This window comes from Bergeyella cardium (genome assembly GCF_009914665.1).
Taxonomy (GTDB): Bacteria; Bacteroidota; Bacteroidia; order Flavobacteriales; family Weeksellaceae; genus Bergeyella_A; species Bergeyella_A cardium.
The window spans coordinates 20,052-34,780 of sequence record NZ_CP029149.1 but is presented as its reverse complement, the minus strand read 5'-3'; the positions used below and the strand labels follow the sequence as shown (position 1 = coordinate 34,780).

Annotated in this window: 15 protein-coding genes; 7 read left to right on the top strand and 8 right to left on the bottom strand. The window is 41.5% G+C overall.

All coding sequences use genetic code 11. From position 1 onward, the window contains the following. Positions 1-24: 24 nt before the first annotated feature. The 3 genes from DBX24_RS00165 to DBX24_RS00155 are packed head-to-tail and all read right to left on the bottom strand — an operon-like array spanning position 25 to position 1,382. Positions 25-591, bottom strand: a complete 567-nt coding sequence (locus DBX24_RS00165; protein ID WP_160223592.1) for a DNA-3-methyladenine glycosylase I — start codon at positions 589-591, stop codon at positions 25-27. Between the two features lie 8 nt (positions 592-599). Then, positions 600-914 carry a DUF4298 domain-containing protein gene (locus DBX24_RS00160; RefSeq protein WP_160223591.1) on the bottom strand — a complete coding sequence of 105 codons (315 nt, stop codon included), beginning with the start codon at positions 912-914 and terminating at the stop codon, positions 600-602. 12 nt (positions 915-926) lie between these two features. Then, positions 927-1,382, bottom strand: a complete 456-nt coding sequence (locus DBX24_RS00155) for a hypothetical protein (protein WP_260392817.1) — start codon at positions 1,380-1,382, stop codon at positions 927-929. A 103-nt stretch (positions 1,383-1,485) separates the two neighbouring features. On the opposite strand from DBX24_RS00155, the gene greA reads away from it, so the two are divergent. The 3 genes from greA (at position 1,486) to clpX (ending at position 3,623) form a co-directional block, all read left to right on the top strand. Next, positions 1,486-1,956 carry a transcription elongation factor GreA gene (gene greA, locus DBX24_RS00150; RefSeq protein ID WP_160223590.1) on the top strand — a complete coding sequence of 157 codons (471 nt, stop codon included), beginning with the start codon at positions 1,486-1,488 and terminating at the stop codon, positions 1,954-1,956. An 84-nt stretch (positions 1,957-2,040) separates the two neighbouring features. Continuing rightward, positions 2,041-2,430 carry an HIT family protein gene (locus DBX24_RS00145; protein WP_160223589.1) on the top strand — a complete coding sequence of 130 codons (390 nt, stop codon included), beginning with the start codon at positions 2,041-2,043 and terminating at the stop codon, positions 2,428-2,430. An 11-nt stretch (positions 2,431-2,441) separates the two neighbouring features. Then, complete coding sequence (clpX, locus tag DBX24_RS00140) at positions 2,442-3,623, top strand: ATP-dependent Clp protease ATP-binding subunit ClpX (RefSeq protein ID WP_120488892.1); 1,182 nt, start codon at positions 2,442-2,444, stop codon at positions 3,621-3,623. A 391-nt stretch (positions 3,624-4,014) separates the two neighbouring features. Here clpX and DBX24_RS00135 read toward each other — a convergent pair whose 3' ends face one another. Next, entirely contained in the window at positions 4,015-4,770 is a 756-nt protein-coding gene (locus tag DBX24_RS00135; protein ID WP_160223588.1) for a LytR/AlgR family response regulator transcription factor, read from the bottom strand. 99 nt (positions 4,771-4,869) lie between these two features. Then, positions 4,870-6,204, bottom strand: coding sequence for a histidine kinase (locus tag DBX24_RS00130; RefSeq protein ID WP_160223587.1), 1,335 nt, complete (start codon positions 6,202-6,204; stop codon positions 4,870-4,872). Between the two features lie 173 nt (positions 6,205-6,377). On the opposite strand from DBX24_RS00130, the gene ribD reads away from it, so the two are divergent. Next, positions 6,378-7,409, top strand: coding sequence for a bifunctional diaminohydroxyphosphoribosylaminopyrimidine deaminase/5-amino-6-(5-phosphoribosylamino)uracil reductase RibD (ribD, locus tag DBX24_RS00125; protein WP_160223586.1), 1,032 nt, complete (start codon positions 6,378-6,380; stop codon positions 7,407-7,409). 40 nt (positions 7,410-7,449) lie between these two features. Beyond that, a complete protein-coding gene (gene lipB, locus DBX24_RS00120) occupies positions 7,450-8,172 on the top strand; it encodes a lipoyl(octanoyl) transferase LipB (protein WP_160223585.1) in 723 nt (240 codons plus the stop codon). On the opposite strand, the gene DBX24_RS00115 is transcribed toward lipB, so the two are convergent. Both DBX24_RS00115 and DBX24_RS00110 read right to left on the bottom strand, forming a co-directional pair. After that, the gene (locus tag DBX24_RS00115) at positions 8,169-9,134 is read right to left on the bottom strand and encodes a glycosyltransferase family 2 protein (RefSeq protein WP_160223584.1); all 966 of its coding nucleotides are present in this window, start codon (positions 9,132-9,134) and stop codon (positions 8,169-8,171) included. The two genes, lipB and DBX24_RS00115, sit on opposite strands and share 4 nt — an antisense overlap. A 21-nt stretch (positions 9,135-9,155) precedes the next feature. Beyond that, the gene (locus DBX24_RS00110) at positions 9,156-10,028 is read right to left on the bottom strand and encodes a lysophospholipid acyltransferase family protein (protein ID WP_120488898.1); all 873 of its coding nucleotides are present in this window, start codon (positions 10,026-10,028) and stop codon (positions 9,156-9,158) included. An 84-nt stretch (positions 10,029-10,112) separates the two neighbouring features. On the opposite strand from DBX24_RS00110, the gene DBX24_RS00105 reads away from it, so the two are divergent. Together DBX24_RS00105 and uvrA are read left to right on the top strand one after the other, a co-directional pair. Next, positions 10,113-10,649, top strand: a complete 537-nt coding sequence (locus DBX24_RS00105) for a thioredoxin fold domain-containing protein (RefSeq protein ID WP_160223583.1) — start codon at positions 10,113-10,115, stop codon at positions 10,647-10,649. 329 nt (positions 10,650-10,978) lie between these two features. Continuing rightward, on the top strand, positions 10,979-13,786 hold the full coding sequence (gene uvrA / locus DBX24_RS00100) for an excinuclease ABC subunit UvrA (RefSeq protein WP_160223582.1): 2,808 nt from the start codon (positions 10,979-10,981) through the stop codon (positions 13,784-13,786). On the opposite strand, the gene DBX24_RS00095 is transcribed toward uvrA, so the two are convergent. Continuing rightward, on the bottom strand, positions 13,781-14,650 hold the full coding sequence (locus DBX24_RS00095) for a YjiK family protein (RefSeq protein WP_160223581.1): 870 nt from the start codon (positions 14,648-14,650) through the stop codon (positions 13,781-13,783). The two genes, uvrA and DBX24_RS00095, sit on opposite strands and share 6 nt — an antisense overlap. Positions 14,651-14,729 lie beyond the last annotated feature (79 nt).

Genomic DNA, 14,729 nt, shown 5'->3' with positions numbered 1-14,729 from the left:
TTTTAAGTGAGATTTTAGCAGAAACTAACCTCTCTCTCTTGTGAAGCAGTTGGCTATATGGTCATTTACCATCCCTACAGCCTGCATAAAGGCATAAATAGTCGTAGAGCCTAAAAACTTAAAGCCCCTTTTCTTCAAATCTTTAGAAATTTTATCAGAAATAGCCGTAGTTGCTGGGATATCTTTTAACTCTTTCGGATGATTATCTATCGGCTGCCCACCTGTAAATGCCCAGATATAGTTTGAGAAACTCCCGAAGTCTTTTTGCACCTCTATAAATTTTTGAGCATTATTTATTGTAGCGAAGATTTTGAGTCTGTTTTTTACAATCCGAGAATCATTGAGGAGTTCTTCTACTTTTTGCTCGCTGTATTTCGCGATTTTATGATAATTGAAGTTATCAAAAGCCTCTCGAAAGCCTTCTCTTTTCACGAGGATTGTGTACCAGCTAAGCCCCGCTTGGAAGCTCTCAAGGGTGAGAAACTCGAAGAGGGTTTCATCATTATAAACGGGTTTGCCCCATTCGTTGTCGTGATAGTTTCGGTAGAGATGGTCTTTCTCGCACCATTGGCAGCGTATTTTCTTTTCCAAAGTTTGATTTATTTCGTTAGTATATCTGCTGAAAGTTTTATGGCATCAAGTGCAGTAGAGTGCTGGCTACTCACAAGGTCAAAAACAGCGTCTTCGCTAAGCACTCCACAGGGGAAATCCTGAGGGAAAAGCCCTTCTTCATAAGCCTCATAGTCCGCTTGCCACTGTTCACCTTCGTAATAGTTGAGCAATTTTTCAAAATCAGGTTGGGTGTCTTTCCACTCTTGGTGCAGGGTTTCTAATCGGCTCATCAAGTCATTCATTTTATTGAGAATATTTTCCATTTCTGTAATATTCTCCATCCTTTCGTTAAGGTTTTGCATTTTTTTATTCCTTTAATTATAGACTGTTAGTATATTATTTTCAAAAGTATATCGGTAAGTCTTGGGAGGGACTTGTGTGTTTTTTAATGGTTCGCCAGTCTCTAAAAGCCATTCTGAATTATCTTTTTTGCAATGAATTTTATTAAAACCTGATGAATCTCGAATCACTTCTAATGTGGTATTTTCATCTGGGCAGAGGTGAGGAGCATTGCGGTCATAGATTTTAAACTCTGTACCTTTATTGTAGATAATAACACCTTTTGTACCACTACCATCTATATCTATATAAAGCCAATTCCCCGCGTGCTGAAGGGAATTATAGCTGGGGAAGTTTAAATCCAGATTGAAATTAATATACTGTTTTGGGAAGCAACTCACGGTACCATCTCTGTCTTTGCACGAATGAAGGCTGAAAGCACAAAATATAAGACTTATAAAAAAGAGAATTAGAGAGGAAGGTCTTTTCATATTCAAAAAATATTATATATTTGCATAACGAAAATCATATACAAACATTGTCCGGCAAATGTCGGATTATTTTTTTATATTCATTGTTAAAATTAACTTTATTATGGCAACATATGTAACTAAAGAAGGCTTAGAGAAAATGAAAGCCGAATTGGAACATTTGGAAAGTGTTGAGAGACCTAAAATAACTCAACAGATTGCAGAAGCAAGAGACAAGGGAGACCTCTCTGAAAATGCGGAGTACGATGCTGCAAAGGAGGCACAAGGTATGCTGGAAATGAAAATCTCCAAGCTGAAAGATGCCATTGCAACTTCAAAAGTGATAGATCAGTCTCAGCTGGATACCTCCAAAGTATCTATACTGATGACCGTAAGATTGAAGAATAATGCTACAAAACAGGAGCAGAAATTCACCCTTGTTCCCGATAATGAAAGCGATCTGAAAGCGGGCAAAATATCTGTGAATACTCCTATCGCAAAAGGCTTGCTCGGTAAGGAAGTAGGGGAGACGGCAGAAATTCTCCTCCCTAATGGCAATAAACTCTCCTTTGAGGTATTAGAAATTACACTTTAGTCTGTTTTTTTTGAAAACTTATTGCTAAAAGAATAAGGTTTTCAAGTATTAAAACAAGGTTTTTAAATATTAAAAAGAATCGTTATGAGTTCAATATTCACTAAAATCGTAAGAGGAGAAATACCGTCTTACAAGGTAGCCGAAGATGGCGAATTTCTCTCCTTTTTGGATGCAATGCCTTTGGTAGAGGGGCATACGCTCGTTATTCCGAAGGAGGAAATAGACTTTATCTTTGATTTGGATACCGAAAAGCATCAGAGGCTTTGGGCGTTTGCTCAGCAGGTAGCAAAGAAATTAGAGAAAACCTATCCAGGGAAGCGCATTGCTGTAGCTGTAGTGGGCATAGAAGTGCCACACGCGCATATTCATTTGGTTCCGATAAGCGAGATGGACGACCTTAATTTTAGCAATAAAAGGTTGAATTTCACACCAGAGGAATATACAGCAATTGCCGAAAAGATTAAAAATAATTAGTCAGTAAGTTTATGAATCCAAACCAATGTTCGTTCTGCGGGAGGCATAGAGAGCAGGTGAAAATGCTCATCTCTGGGCAGAATGGTTATATCTGTGAGAATTGTATAGAGCAGGCGCATTCTATCGTGAAGGAAAATGCGGTTCAAAATTCTGCAGAATCAGCGCAAATCCTTGAAAATCTTAAAAAACCTAAGGAAATAAAGGCGTTTTTAGACCAATATGTCATCGGGCAAGACCAAGCAAAGAAGCAGCTCTCAATAGCTGTGTATAATCATTATAAGAGGCTTTTGCACGCTCAGAATGAGGACCGAGAAGTGGAAATTGAAAAGTCTAACATCATAATGATTGGCGAAACGGGAACAGGGAAAACCCTCCTTGCGAAGACGATTGCTCGTGAGCTCAATGTGCCATTCTGTATAGTAGATGCCACTATACTCACAGAGGCAGGGTATGTAGGGGAGGATGTGGAGAGCATACTCTCTCGCCTACTGATGGTTGCGGATTATGATGTGGAAAAAGCAGAAAGGGGAATTGTTTTCATCGATGAGATAGATAAAATAGCCAGAAAGTCTGATAATCCGAGCCTTACCCGAGATGTGTCGGGGGAGGGGGTACAGCAAGGGCTCCTAAAACTATTGGAAGGCAGCATTGTAAATGTGCCACCTCAGGGGGGCAGGAAGCATCCCGACCAGAAGTACATACAGGTAAACACCCAGAACATACTTTTTATAGCTGGAGGCGCGTTTGATGGGATACGAGAAATCATTGAACGAAGGCTTAATAAGCAGGCAATAGGTTTTAGTTCTGAGAAGCTAAATGCAGCAGAGGAGGAAGAGGATATCCTCAGCAAAATCAACGCAATAGATCTGAGGAGCTTTGGGCTTATTCCTGAGCTTTTGGGACGGTTCCCTATTATCACGCACCTCGATAAGCTAACGAGAGAAACGATGGTTAGAATTATGAAAGAACCAAAGAACTCTATTGTAAACCAGTTCGTAGAGCTTTTCAGAATGGATGGTATCAACCTAGTGTTTAGCGATGAAGCGGTAGAATCCATTGTAGATGAAACGATGGAAAAAGGTCTTGGGGCGAGGGGTCTTAGAGGAACGACGGAAAAAGTTTTAGAGGATTATATGTTTAGCATAGGCGAGCAGAAAGAAATTATACTTACGGGCAATAAAGAAAGCAATTAGAAATACTTTAGTTATAAAGTCTGTTTCATTAGTGAACCTCTTCTTGTACAAGAAGAGGTTTTTTATTGCTCTATTTTTCAGGGATTTTAGTAGAATTATTACAATATGATTTCTTTGTGTTACAATATGATTTTTTAGCGTTACAATTCCATTTCTTCGCATTACAATGTCATTTTTTCGCGTTACAATCCCATTTCTTCGCGTTACAATACTGTTTTTTATCGTTACAATCTCGTTTCTTTGCGTTACAATATGATTTTTTCGCGGTACAATAGAGCTAACATTCGCTGTGGAAAGAGTTTTGGGTTTAGAGGTAAAAAATATTACTACTAATGAGGATGCCCGATGGAGAGAAAATAGAAAAAGAAATCCCTCTTATGGTGGGGAGGGATTAGCTTTGGGTGAGCCAGTTTTTAAAGTCATTAATTCTATCGCGGCTTATGGAGAGATGTGGATCGAGGGAGTAGAGCATTTGAACGCTATAAGTAGGCGATGTACAGATGTTTTTAATAAAATGGATATGGATGATAGTCTGCCGATTGATTCTGAAAAAGGATGGTGAGGGGAGGTTGTTTTCAAGCTCATCAAGGGAGAAATCTGTAGGGTAGGAGCGCTCTTTCGTTTGCGCATAGACGATTTTGTTTTCAGAATAGAAAAAAGAGATATCGCTGGTGGGGATTATTTTTAAGTTGGTTCCCGTTTTGGATAAAATCCGTGAGATTTTTGGCGCCTCTGTTGTAATCATTGATGAGAAATTAAGGTTCTCATAGTGCTGTGCTTTAGGCGAAAAGCGATGATATTTTTCTATGGCAGTATGGAGCTCTTCTTTGGTTATCGGTTTGAGGAGATAGTCGACCGAATTGAGTTTGAAGGCTCTTAGGGTGTAATTATCAAACGCCGTAGTGTAGATGATGAAGCTTCGGAGCTCAGTTTTCTCGAAAATATCAAAGGATAGCCCATCTCCAAGCACGATATCGGCAAAGATAAGGTCTGGTTGGCTTTGATTTTTAAGGAAATTGAGACCTTCTTTTACGGAATGTACAATCCCGATGAGTTCTATATCTCCCCGCTCGGAAAGCATTCGCGACAGATGGCGAGCAGCGGGCTTTTCGTCTTCTATAATGAGCGTTTTTGTCTTTTCTTTCATTGTTTTTACCTTTATAAATGTTTTTTGCTCTCCAAAAATAAGGATAAAATGAAATACCGAGCCTTTATGAGCTCAGTATTTCGTTTAATAGGGGAGGAATTAGTGTTTTGGGTGGAGTTTTTCGTCTTCTTTTAGGAATTTTTGCACTTGTTTTTCCTCCCAATTGCTGGTAATATAGAGGGTTTTTACCGCGTGAATGGCTAAACCGAGCCCCCAGCCGATGGCTGGCCATACCGCCCACCAATATTTAGGCAATGTAAGCCAATTGATGAGGAACAATGTGGGGATAATGAGGGCATAGCTGATGAGATTTCCGTAGAAATCAGTGAGAGCGGCGGCTTTTCTCTCTGCTTTTCGTCGCGCTTGGTCTTTGGTTTCAAAATTTTTGTCCATAATCTTATTTTTTAGGGTTAGTATCGGGATTTTTACTTTAAAATGCTGTGTATTTCTTTCGATTTGTACGGGTTTATCGGTGAGGATTGCGTAGCGTTGGATGATGTTTTGTAATCCTATGCCTGTTTTTGATGCATTGGTTTTTCTGGGCTGGAAATTATTCTCTACGACTAAAAAATTATCGGATTCTGAGTAGATTTTTATGTGTAATGGTGATTGCACAGAGGCATAATTGTGTTTGATGGCGTTTTCTAATAGCAGCTGGAGCGATAGTGGGGCGATGAGGTGGTTTTTTAGGCCTTCCTCGAGCTCGAAAGACAGGCTGATGCTCTCTTCAAACCGCATTTTGAGGAGCTGGCAGTAGGTTTCTGCAAAGCTGAGCTCGTCCCCTACGGAGATAAGGTCTTTATCCTTCTGTTCTAAGATGTATCGGTAGGTTTTTGAAAGCAAATGGATGAAGTTTTGCGCTTGGCTTGGGTTTTCTTCTACGAGCGAGCTGAGGACATTGAGGGAATTAAACAGGAAATGGGGGTCTAGCTGGTTTTTAAGGCTTTGATACCTTGCATCGGCGGAGTGTGCAATGATTTTTTGCTGGCTTAGCTTTCGCTCTACCCGATGTTTTAGGCTTTTGAGGTAATCAAATCCGTGATAGAAAAGGGCGATGATGGTGATTCCCCAGATGCAAAGCAGATTGAAGCGGTTAAGGTTGAATATATCCTCCGCGCTACCCCCTTTATAAAGAACGAGATACGAAAAATGAAGGGCATAGGTGATAAAAGTATTGACGAGGATAATGCCGATGAGGCTAAGGAGGAATCTGAATAGAGTACGAGCGCCCCAAGGGTGTTTTTTATCTAAAAAATTGTAGAGGAGGGCGTTTGCAAAGGTATATCCCACAGAATATATCGCGGTAAGATAGAAAGATTCCGAGTGTGGTATGCCTAAAAAGAGGTTCGGGAGCATATAATAGAGGAAAATACTGCTAATGCTAAGGAAAAACAGGGAAAATGAGAGTGTTTTGTTGGGATAAGAGCGGTTCATACGGTTGGTTTTACTAATTTTATGGTTCAAAGATAGAAACTCCCTGTCGCTATTGGAAAAATTATTTACCGAAAGGTAGGTTTTCCTTACCGAAAGGTGGTTTTTGTTGATTGATTAGTGATTTCAAGTGATTTTTAGCTGAATATTTTTATTTTTGCCTATATAAATACGCGATGAAAGACGAAGACTACCTCCGAAGATGTATAGAACTTGCGCAGATTGCCCAAGGAAATACTTACCCAAACCCTTTGGTAGGGAGCGTGATTGTGCATAATGGGAAAATTATCGGTGAGGGTTTCCACGAAAGGGCGGGAGAGCCCCACGCGGAGATTAACGCTATTCGTTCGGTAAGGGATAAGGGGCTGCTTCCAGAATCTACTTTGTATGTGTCCTTAGAACCGTGCTCGCATTTTGGTAGAACGCCGCCTTGTGCTGAGGCAATTAAAGAGATAGGCTTTAAAAGGGTGGTTATTGGTGCGATGGATATTAACGAGCGGGTAAATGGTCGAGGGAAAGCCCTCCTCAAAGCCGCTGGGATAGAGGTTTGTTCCCCCCTTCTCGAGGCGGAGTGTTGGGAGCTCAATAAAAGGTTCTTTACTTACCATTCCAAGAGGCGACCGTTCATTACTTTAAAGTGGGCAAGCAGTGCAGATGGTTTTTTGGATAAGGATTATCAGCCGTTTAGTATTAGCAATGGGCTTTCAAAGCAGTGGGTACATCGGATGAGGAGTGCGGAGCAAGCGATATTGGTGGGAACTCAGACGGCGCTTGGTGATAATCCGAGCCTTACGACTCGCGAGGTTGTTGGGCGTAGTCCGATTCGCCTGCTGATTGACCTTGACCTAAAAGTACCCCGAGACTTTAATATTTTCAACGATGAAGCCGAAACGATGGTCTTTAACTCCCAAAAAGAAGGTAGGGAAGATAATGTTCTCTATGTGCGTATTCAAAATAAAGAGAGGCTCTTAGAGGAGATGATAGAGGCGCTTTATCAGTTGCAAATACAATCTGTACTGGTAGAAGGGGGCGGTTTTACTTTGGGCGAGTTGATCTCCCGAAACCTCTGGGATGAGGCTGTGGTGATTGGTAATCCTTCATTATACCTTGATAATGGGACAAAAGCGCCTGAGTTTAACTTCGTACCGTATAAAGAAGAGCGGTTGAGAGATAATCTCGTACGATTTTATAGAAATCATCATCCGTAGATTGATTTAATTTGTAGATTTGATGCCTTAATTTATGCCTATGTCAGTGATTCAAAATAAAAAAGTTCAGTTTAAAGACTTGGGAATAATGGATTATGCGGAGGCATTCTCCTACCAAGAAAACCTAATGCAGGGGATTATAGACCTGAAAATAAAAAATAGAGATAGAGAAGAGCGCGCTCGTATTCAAACACCGAACTACCTCCTCTTTGTGGAGCACCCCCATATCTATACCCTCGGGAAATCAGGAGATGAGCAGAATATGCTCGCTAATGAGGAGAAACTGAAGGAGATTAACGCTTCCTATGTGAAGACGAACAGAGGCGGAGATATTACTTACCACGGTTATGGGCAGATTGTGGGCTATCCTATCTTGGATTTGGATAATTTTAAGTCAGATATCCATCTTTATATGAGAAATCTGGAGGAAGTTATCATTAAAACCATTGCCGAATACGGTTTGAAAGGGGAGAGGAGCAATGGAGAAACGGGCGTATGGCTAGATGTGGGGAAGCCGTACGCTCGTAAGATTTGCGCAATGGGAGTGAAGGCGTCAAGATGGGTTACAATGCACGGCTTTGCCCTTAATGTGAATACCGATTTGAAGTATTTTGAGTATATTGTCCCGTGTGGGATAAAAGATAAGGCGGTGGCATCGCTCCATCGTGAGCTGGGTGGAATTCTTTCCTCAGAAGAGGTTGCGGGCGTGAAAAATCACATCAAAAGGCATTTTGAAGAGGTCTTTGATGCCGAAATTATCTAAAACTTTTTCTTAAATATGAGCCATTTCGTTTGGTAGTAGTTCGCCGTTTGGTGTTTCCCCCTCCGCTTGATTGTATTTATAGCCTCTACATAGAAAGCAAAGTGCGCCCTTATGACCGCCCAAGTGTGAGAAAAGCCGATTTTAATCCCGAGATAAAGACCCGCAATGCCATCTAAGCAAAGTCTGAGGAAAATGATCCAAAGGAGTTTTGGAAAAGGAAGATTTTTGAGTAAGGTGCTAAGATTATTCCTGAAATTGAGATAAGTTTTGTGCGGATTCTCTTTGGCAAGGGTAGCGCCTCCTATGTGATAGACCACAGATTTATAGGTGTAGAATATCTTTTTCCCAGAGTTGATAATTCTCCAGCAGAGGTCTATTTCTTCTTGGTGAGCGAAGTATCTTTCATCAAAGCCTTGTTGTTGCTCCCAGAATACATCAGCACGGATGAAAAAAGCACAGCCCGATGCCCAAAATATCTCGGAAATATCATCATACTGACCGTTATCTTTCTCTGTTTTGTCAAATATTCGCCCTCGGCAGTAGGGATAGCCAAGGTTATCCATTAAACCACCTGCTCCGCCAGCAAATTCAAAACTGTCTCGCTCGTAATAAGACAGTATTTTAGGCTGTACAACAGCGATATTCTCATCAGATTGAAAAACTTCCAGCACCGAATCTATCCACCCTTCTGTAACCTCCACATCAGAGTTGAGCAGACAGTATATCTCAGCATAAATCTGCTTTAATCCTTCGTTATATCCCTTTGCAAAGCCGTAATTGGCAGCATTGATAATGATTTTCACCTCTGGGAAATGCTTTTTTACGAAATCTACAGAGTTATCATTAGATTGATTGTCTATAACATAGACCTCATACCCGTGCGAGTACTTTATCACAGTGGGTAGGAAGGTTTCCAGCCAGTTTTTTCCATTATAGTTGAGTATTGCTACGGCAGTTTTCATTTTCGGAGGGAGGTTTTAGGGTTAAATAATCCTTTTAATGGCGTGCGCATACTTCCAGCGCTTGTGAGACCAGAGATAATTGTCGGGGTTTTTCTTTATTGTCTCTTCCAATAGGATGTGGAATTTCTTCACGACTTCCAGCTCGGTGAATTTCTCCTCATCAGGGTAGATTCTATAATAATTCACTTGGTAAAAACCTCTCTTTACCTTCTTCATATCGCAGTAGATAAAGGCGAGATTCATTTTTGTGGAGAGCCTGTCGTACCCAATAAATACAGGAGTTTTCTGATGAAGGAAAATCGTTCCTACATCTACATTTGCCACAAAAGGAGATTGGTCGGCAACGAACATATAGGCGGTATTTCCATCATTTGGGGTGCGCAGAATATTTCTCAGCACATCATTCGTTTCTAAGGATTGGTTTCCGAACTTGTTCCTAATCTTCACCATCTGCTCTTCCCAGAAACTATTATTGATTTTCTTATAAACAGGATGGCAATTCTTCTGCGGAATCACCGATGCAAGAGCAATAATCCATTCCCAATTAAAAATATGCCCTGTAAGGAGGATGATGTTTCTCTTCTCATCAAGAGCCTCATAAAATACTTCCTGATTAATGTGCTGTACCCTTACCCTAAGCTCCGTTTCGCTAATGGTCATCGCTTTTAAGGTCTCCACGATATAGTCTGAGAAGTTGCGGAAGAACTGTTTTCGTATCGCTTTTATTTCGGCTTCGGTCTTTTCGGGAAACGAGTTCCTCAGATTGTCCAGCACCACCTTTTTTCTATAACCGATGATATAATAATTCAGAAAAAAGATGATATCCGAAAATACATAAAGCACTCGAAGAGGGAGTCTTGATATCAGTCGTAGAAGTATTAGGATAAGTTTCATTTCGGTGCAAAAGTAAAAATAATATCATCGGCTAAAAACTTTCTTTAGGGTGATTTCTTTATATTTGGCGCAAATTTTAATGAGATGAGTATAAATATTCTTAAAACCTCAGTTACTGCTTTCCTCCTTTTTGCAGGGGCTTCTTTCTCTTTTGCACAGATTAAAGACGGGGCTAAAGACCCATCCACTTCTCAGAAACAGCAGAAGCTCGATAAGCCTTACAATCCTAATGAAAATGCTAAGCAGAAAATCGCAACGCTGGTAAAGAAAGCCAAAACCGAAAACAAGAATATCCTGATGCAGGGTGGTGGCAATTGGTGTATCTGGTGCCTGAGGTTTCATCAATACATACAAAACAATCCCGAGCTGAAAAATATAGTAGATGAAAACTACCTTTACTATCATTTGAACTATTCTCGCGAGAATAAAAATGCTGATATCTTTACTTCCTACGGCAATCCTCAGGATAAATACGGCTTCCCTGTTTTCATTATTTTAGATAAAAACGGCAAGCTAATCCACATTCAAGACAGCTCCGTACTTGAGGATGGTGCCAATAGCTACGATTTCGAGAAGGTAAAAGACTTTCTTTTGCAGTATGCTATAGGCAGTACGCGGTAGGCAATACTACCGCTTTTTCTCCATATAATTGAGCATAAGCTCTCCCCTTAGGTGGTTTTACTAAACTGAGAACACATTGTAGCCGGTGAGGTACCTACTCGCATGGGGAGTACTTACACCGTAGCTGGCGAGGTATTTTTTTCTACAAAAGTCAGATAAGCTGTGCAGAGTTTCGGAGCGGTACAATTGCTTGTCCGAGACCAAAAACACTTCAGTGGAGAATTTTAAACCTTATTTTGAGTACTAAGAGCCTCATCAGCTATGATGCTTATTATTTTTCTGTAATTTTGCAGGGTTTTTATTCCAAATAGAAGGAATAAAGATTTTTTATGAGTCAGGAAAGAGAGATAGATATCAGGAAAGAGATTTTTGTGAAGAATGCACATCTTAACAACTTAAAGAATATAGATGTGAGGATTCCGAAGAATAAATTGGTCGTTATTACGGGCGTTTCGGGGAGTGGCAAGTCTTCATTGGCATTTGATACGGTTTATGCTGAGGGGCAGAGGCGCTATGTGGAGAGCCTTAGCTCCTACGCTCGGCAGTTTCTCGGGAAGCTGGAAAAGCCGAAGGTAGATGATATTAAGGGATTGGCTCCGTCTATCGCCATTCAGCAGAAGGTAATTTCCTCCAATCCGCGTTCTACGGTGGGTACTTCTACTGAGGTGTATGATTACCTCAAGCTCCTCTTTGCGAGGATTGGCAGAACCTACTCGCCAATTTCTGGGGAGGAAGTGAAGAAGGACAGCGTAAGCGATGTGATAGACTTCATAAAAGCCTCTCCTAAAAACACCTCTTTTCTTCTCCGCAGCCCTTTGGAGTACAGTGTTGATGGCTTTAAAGAGATGTTCAACACGCTGAAAATATCGGGATTCACCCGCTTGGAGGTTAGCGGTAATATTGCTGGGATAGAAGATTTGGAGAGCTTTGGATTTATCCCAGAGGAGGGGATGGATATTCAGCTCGTCATCGATAGATTTACTTATGAGGAGGATGAGAGCTTCCTGCAAAGGCTTGCCGATTCGGTGCAGATGGCATTTTACGAAGGTAGGGGCTCCTGTTCATTAAAAAATACCGAGAGTGGAAGCATAAAAGAGTTTTCAAACAAGTTTGAGGCAGATGGTATCAGTTTCTTAGAGCCTAATGTGCATTTTTTCAGCTTTAATAATCCTTACGGCGCTTGCCCTACCTGCGAGGGATACGGGAAAATCATCGGTATAGACGAAGATTTGGTGGTTCCCAACAAGATGCTTTCGGTCTTTGAAGATGCCGTAGCCCCTTGGAAAGGCGAGACAATGAGCGAGTGGAAGCGCGAGTTCATTAAGCAAGTAGCGGATTTCCCTATTCATAAGCCGTATTACCAACTAACGAAGGAGCAAAAGCACCTCCTCTGGAGAGGCAATGGCGAGAGGCGATTCCCCTGCATAGACAACCTCTTCCGAATGCTCGAAGAGAATCTTTACAAGATACAGTACCGAGTAATGCTCGCAAGATATAGAGGGAAAACCCTCTGCCAAGACTGTGGGGGGCTTAGACTGAGAAAAGAAACCGAATGGGTAAAAATTGACGGGCGAAATATACAATCGCTCATAGACCTCCCCCTTGATGAGCTCCTCCCGCTTATTAAGAACCTTAAACTTACCCCATACGAGGAGAGCGTAGCCAAGAGATTGATATACGAAATCACCTCTCGCCTTGAGTTTCTCAATAGAGTAGGGCTCGGATACCTTAGCCTCAACCGAAATTCCAATACCCTTTCGGGCGGAGAGAGCCAGAGGATAAATCTCGCAACGAGTTTGGGGAGCTCGCTCGTGGGTTCCATCTACATTCTCGATGAGCCGTCCATCGGACTGCACTCTCGCGATACCGAAAACCTCATCGGCGTCCTCAAGCAGCTCAGAGATTTGGGAAACACAGTCATCGTCGTAGAGCACGATGAAGATGTAATGAAAGCTGCCGACTACATTATAGACATCGGTCCAGAGGCAGGATACTTGGGGGGAGAATTGGTCTTCGCAGGTGCGTTTGAGGAATTGAAAACGGCAGATACCCTCACCGCGAATTACCTCACAGGAAAGCTACAAATAAAAACTCCAGAGCTAAGGCGCGCTCCAAAAAACTTTATACAAATACGAGGCGCAAGGCAGAACAACCTTAAAAACATCAGTGTAGATATACCGCTCGAGTGCTTGGTGGTAGTCTCTGGGGTGTCGGGCTCTGGGAAATCTACCCTGATGAAAGAAGTCCTAGTAAATGATATACAGATACAGCTCGGGATGGGAGGAAAAAAAGGCGATTACGATAGTGTGGACTTCCCGAAATCCTTAGTTCAGCACATCGAGCTTATAGACCAGAATCCCATCGGGAAGTCCTCCCGCTCCAATCCTGTAACCTACTTAAAGGCATACGATGAGATAAGGGAGCTCTTCTCTCGGCAGAAACTGGCAAAACATCTCAAGCTGCAGCCCAAGCACTTCTCCTTTAATGTAGATGGCGGAAGGTGTAATGAATGCAAAGGCGAAGGCATAACCACCGTATCTATGCAGTTTATGGCAGATATAGAGCTGGTATGCGAAACTTGCCATGGAAGTAGATTCAAAAGCGAGATACTGGAAGTGAAATTTGATGAGAAAAATATTGCCGACATCCTCCATATGACGATAGATGAAGCGATAGATTTCTTTGAGAAAAACAGAGAGGCTAAAATCGTATCTAAGCTCAGACCTTTGCAAGATGTAGGTCTCGGATACTTACAGCTCGGGCAAAGCTCCTCTACGCTCTCTGGTGGTGAGGCACAGCGGATGAAGCTCGCTTCTTTTCTTGTAAAAGGAAGTGCAACTGAAAAGACCCTCTTCGTCTTTGATGAACCTTCCACAGGGCTACACTTCCATGATATTAATAAGTTGATGAAATCCCTACAATCCCTTATAGAGCTCGGGCATTCGGTACTCGTCATCGAGCACCAGCCCGATATTATTAAGTCCGCCGATTGGGTGATAGACATCGGGCCTGAGGCAGGAAAAAATGGCGGAGAAATCATCTTCTGTGGCACTCCTGAGGACTTGGCGACTTGCAGCCTCTCCCACACCGCGAAATATATAGCCGATAAATTATTAGTTTTAAGTAGTAAACTATAAATCTGTAGCAGGTATAAAGTATAGGATTTGCTTTATTAGTTTTACAGGAACTTTAAATTTTTCTCCAGAGAGGTAGATACCGCTGTCGTCTACGGCTATTCCTTCTATTTGACCTACGGTAAGCACTCCTCCAAGGGTATATTTTTCATTTTTCCCTTGGAAGAAGAGTCCATCAGAGTTTTCTTCAAAGATGTAAAGAAAGGCTCGCAGACTTTTGGTATAGCCTACGATATAGAGTCTTCCATTGTAGTAAGCAGCATCGGTTGCTACAAAACCGATAGGAAAGCTCTCCAATTTTTCTGCAGCTTGCTTTTCAGTATTGTTGGGATCTATGGTATAGTGGGTGGTGTTTTTGGATTTCCATTCTTTAGTAAAGATGTGCAGTTTCCCTTTATGGTAGATGATGGATTCGGCATCAAAGTCGGTATTCCTGTTATTGCGGGAAAAGTCTTCTTGCTCGGGGTAGTAAAAAGGGAGTTTTACTATAGGGGACTGCAGGGAATCGCCTTCCATCTTTATTTTGTAGATAGTGAGGTCCTGTCTTGTCCCTAAATTATTCCCAAAATCCGCCATATAGATGTGTTGTCCATCATTGGTTATTGCTTCGCAGTCTTTATTTACAATGTCTGGATGGTAGACTTTGAGTATTTTTCCTGTTTTTGGGGAGATTTTAAACAGCTCTGAGCTATTCCCACTGTCATTAAAGCTAAACAGCTCTCCATTGAAGAAATCAAGCCCTGATGTTTCTTCTAATGAATCGGGCAAGTGGGTTACAAAGTAGTTTTTTAGAGGGAGTTTTTTCTCGGACTGTGCAGAAAGTAGAGCCGAAATTACAAACAGAATAATAGATATGATATTTTTCATCGGTTTTAGGATTAAGTCTGCAAAGATAGGCGCATTTGGGTGGAAATCCTTATCTTGCCTGCCGTAAAAAATTAAAATA

What these genes read in the sequence shown, in the direction of transcription:
- DBX24_RS00160 (WP_160223591.1), bottom strand. Translation starts at nt 914, where the DNA reads ATGCAAAACCTTAACGAAAGGATGGAGAATATTACAGAAATGGAAAAT.
- DBX24_RS00155 (WP_260392817.1), bottom strand. Translation starts at nt 1,382, where the DNA reads ATGAAAAGACCTTCCTCTCTAATTCTCTTTTTTATAAGTCTTATATTT.
- greA (WP_160223590.1), top strand. Translation starts at nt 1,486, where the DNA reads ATGGCAACATATGTAACTAAAGAAGGCTTAGAGAAAATGAAAGCCGAA.
- DBX24_RS00145 (WP_160223589.1), top strand. Translation starts at nt 2,041, where the DNA reads ATGAGTTCAATATTCACTAAAATCGTAAGAGGAGAAATACCGTCTTAC.
- clpX (WP_120488892.1), top strand. Translation starts at nt 2,442, where the DNA reads ATGAATCCAAACCAATGTTCGTTCTGCGGGAGGCATAGAGAGCAGGTG.
- DBX24_RS00135 (WP_160223588.1), bottom strand. Translation starts at nt 4,770, where the DNA reads ATGAAAGAAAAGACAAAAACGCTCATTATAGAAGACGAAAAGCCCGCT.
- DBX24_RS00130 (WP_160223587.1), bottom strand. Translation starts at nt 6,204, where the DNA reads ATGAACCGCTCTTATCCCAACAAAACACTCTCATTTTCCCTGTTTTTC.
- ribD (WP_160223586.1), top strand. Translation starts at nt 6,378, where the DNA reads ATGAAAGACGAAGACTACCTCCGAAGATGTATAGAACTTGCGCAGATT.
- lipB (WP_160223585.1), top strand. Translation starts at nt 7,450, where the DNA reads ATGTCAGTGATTCAAAATAAAAAAGTTCAGTTTAAAGACTTGGGAATA.
- DBX24_RS00115 (WP_160223584.1), bottom strand. Translation starts at nt 9,134, where the DNA reads ATGAAAACTGCCGTAGCAATACTCAACTATAATGGAAAAAACTGGCTG.
- DBX24_RS00110 (WP_120488898.1), bottom strand. Translation starts at nt 10,028, where the DNA reads ATGAAACTTATCCTAATACTTCTACGACTGATATCAAGACTCCCTCTT.
- DBX24_RS00105 (WP_160223583.1), top strand. Translation starts at nt 10,113, where the DNA reads ATGAGTATAAATATTCTTAAAACCTCAGTTACTGCTTTCCTCCTTTTT.
- uvrA (WP_160223582.1), top strand. Translation starts at nt 10,979, where the DNA reads ATGAGTCAGGAAAGAGAGATAGATATCAGGAAAGAGATTTTTGTGAAG.
- DBX24_RS00095 (WP_160223581.1), bottom strand. Translation starts at nt 14,650, where the DNA reads ATGAAAAATATCATATCTATTATTCTGTTTGTAATTTCGGCTCTACTT.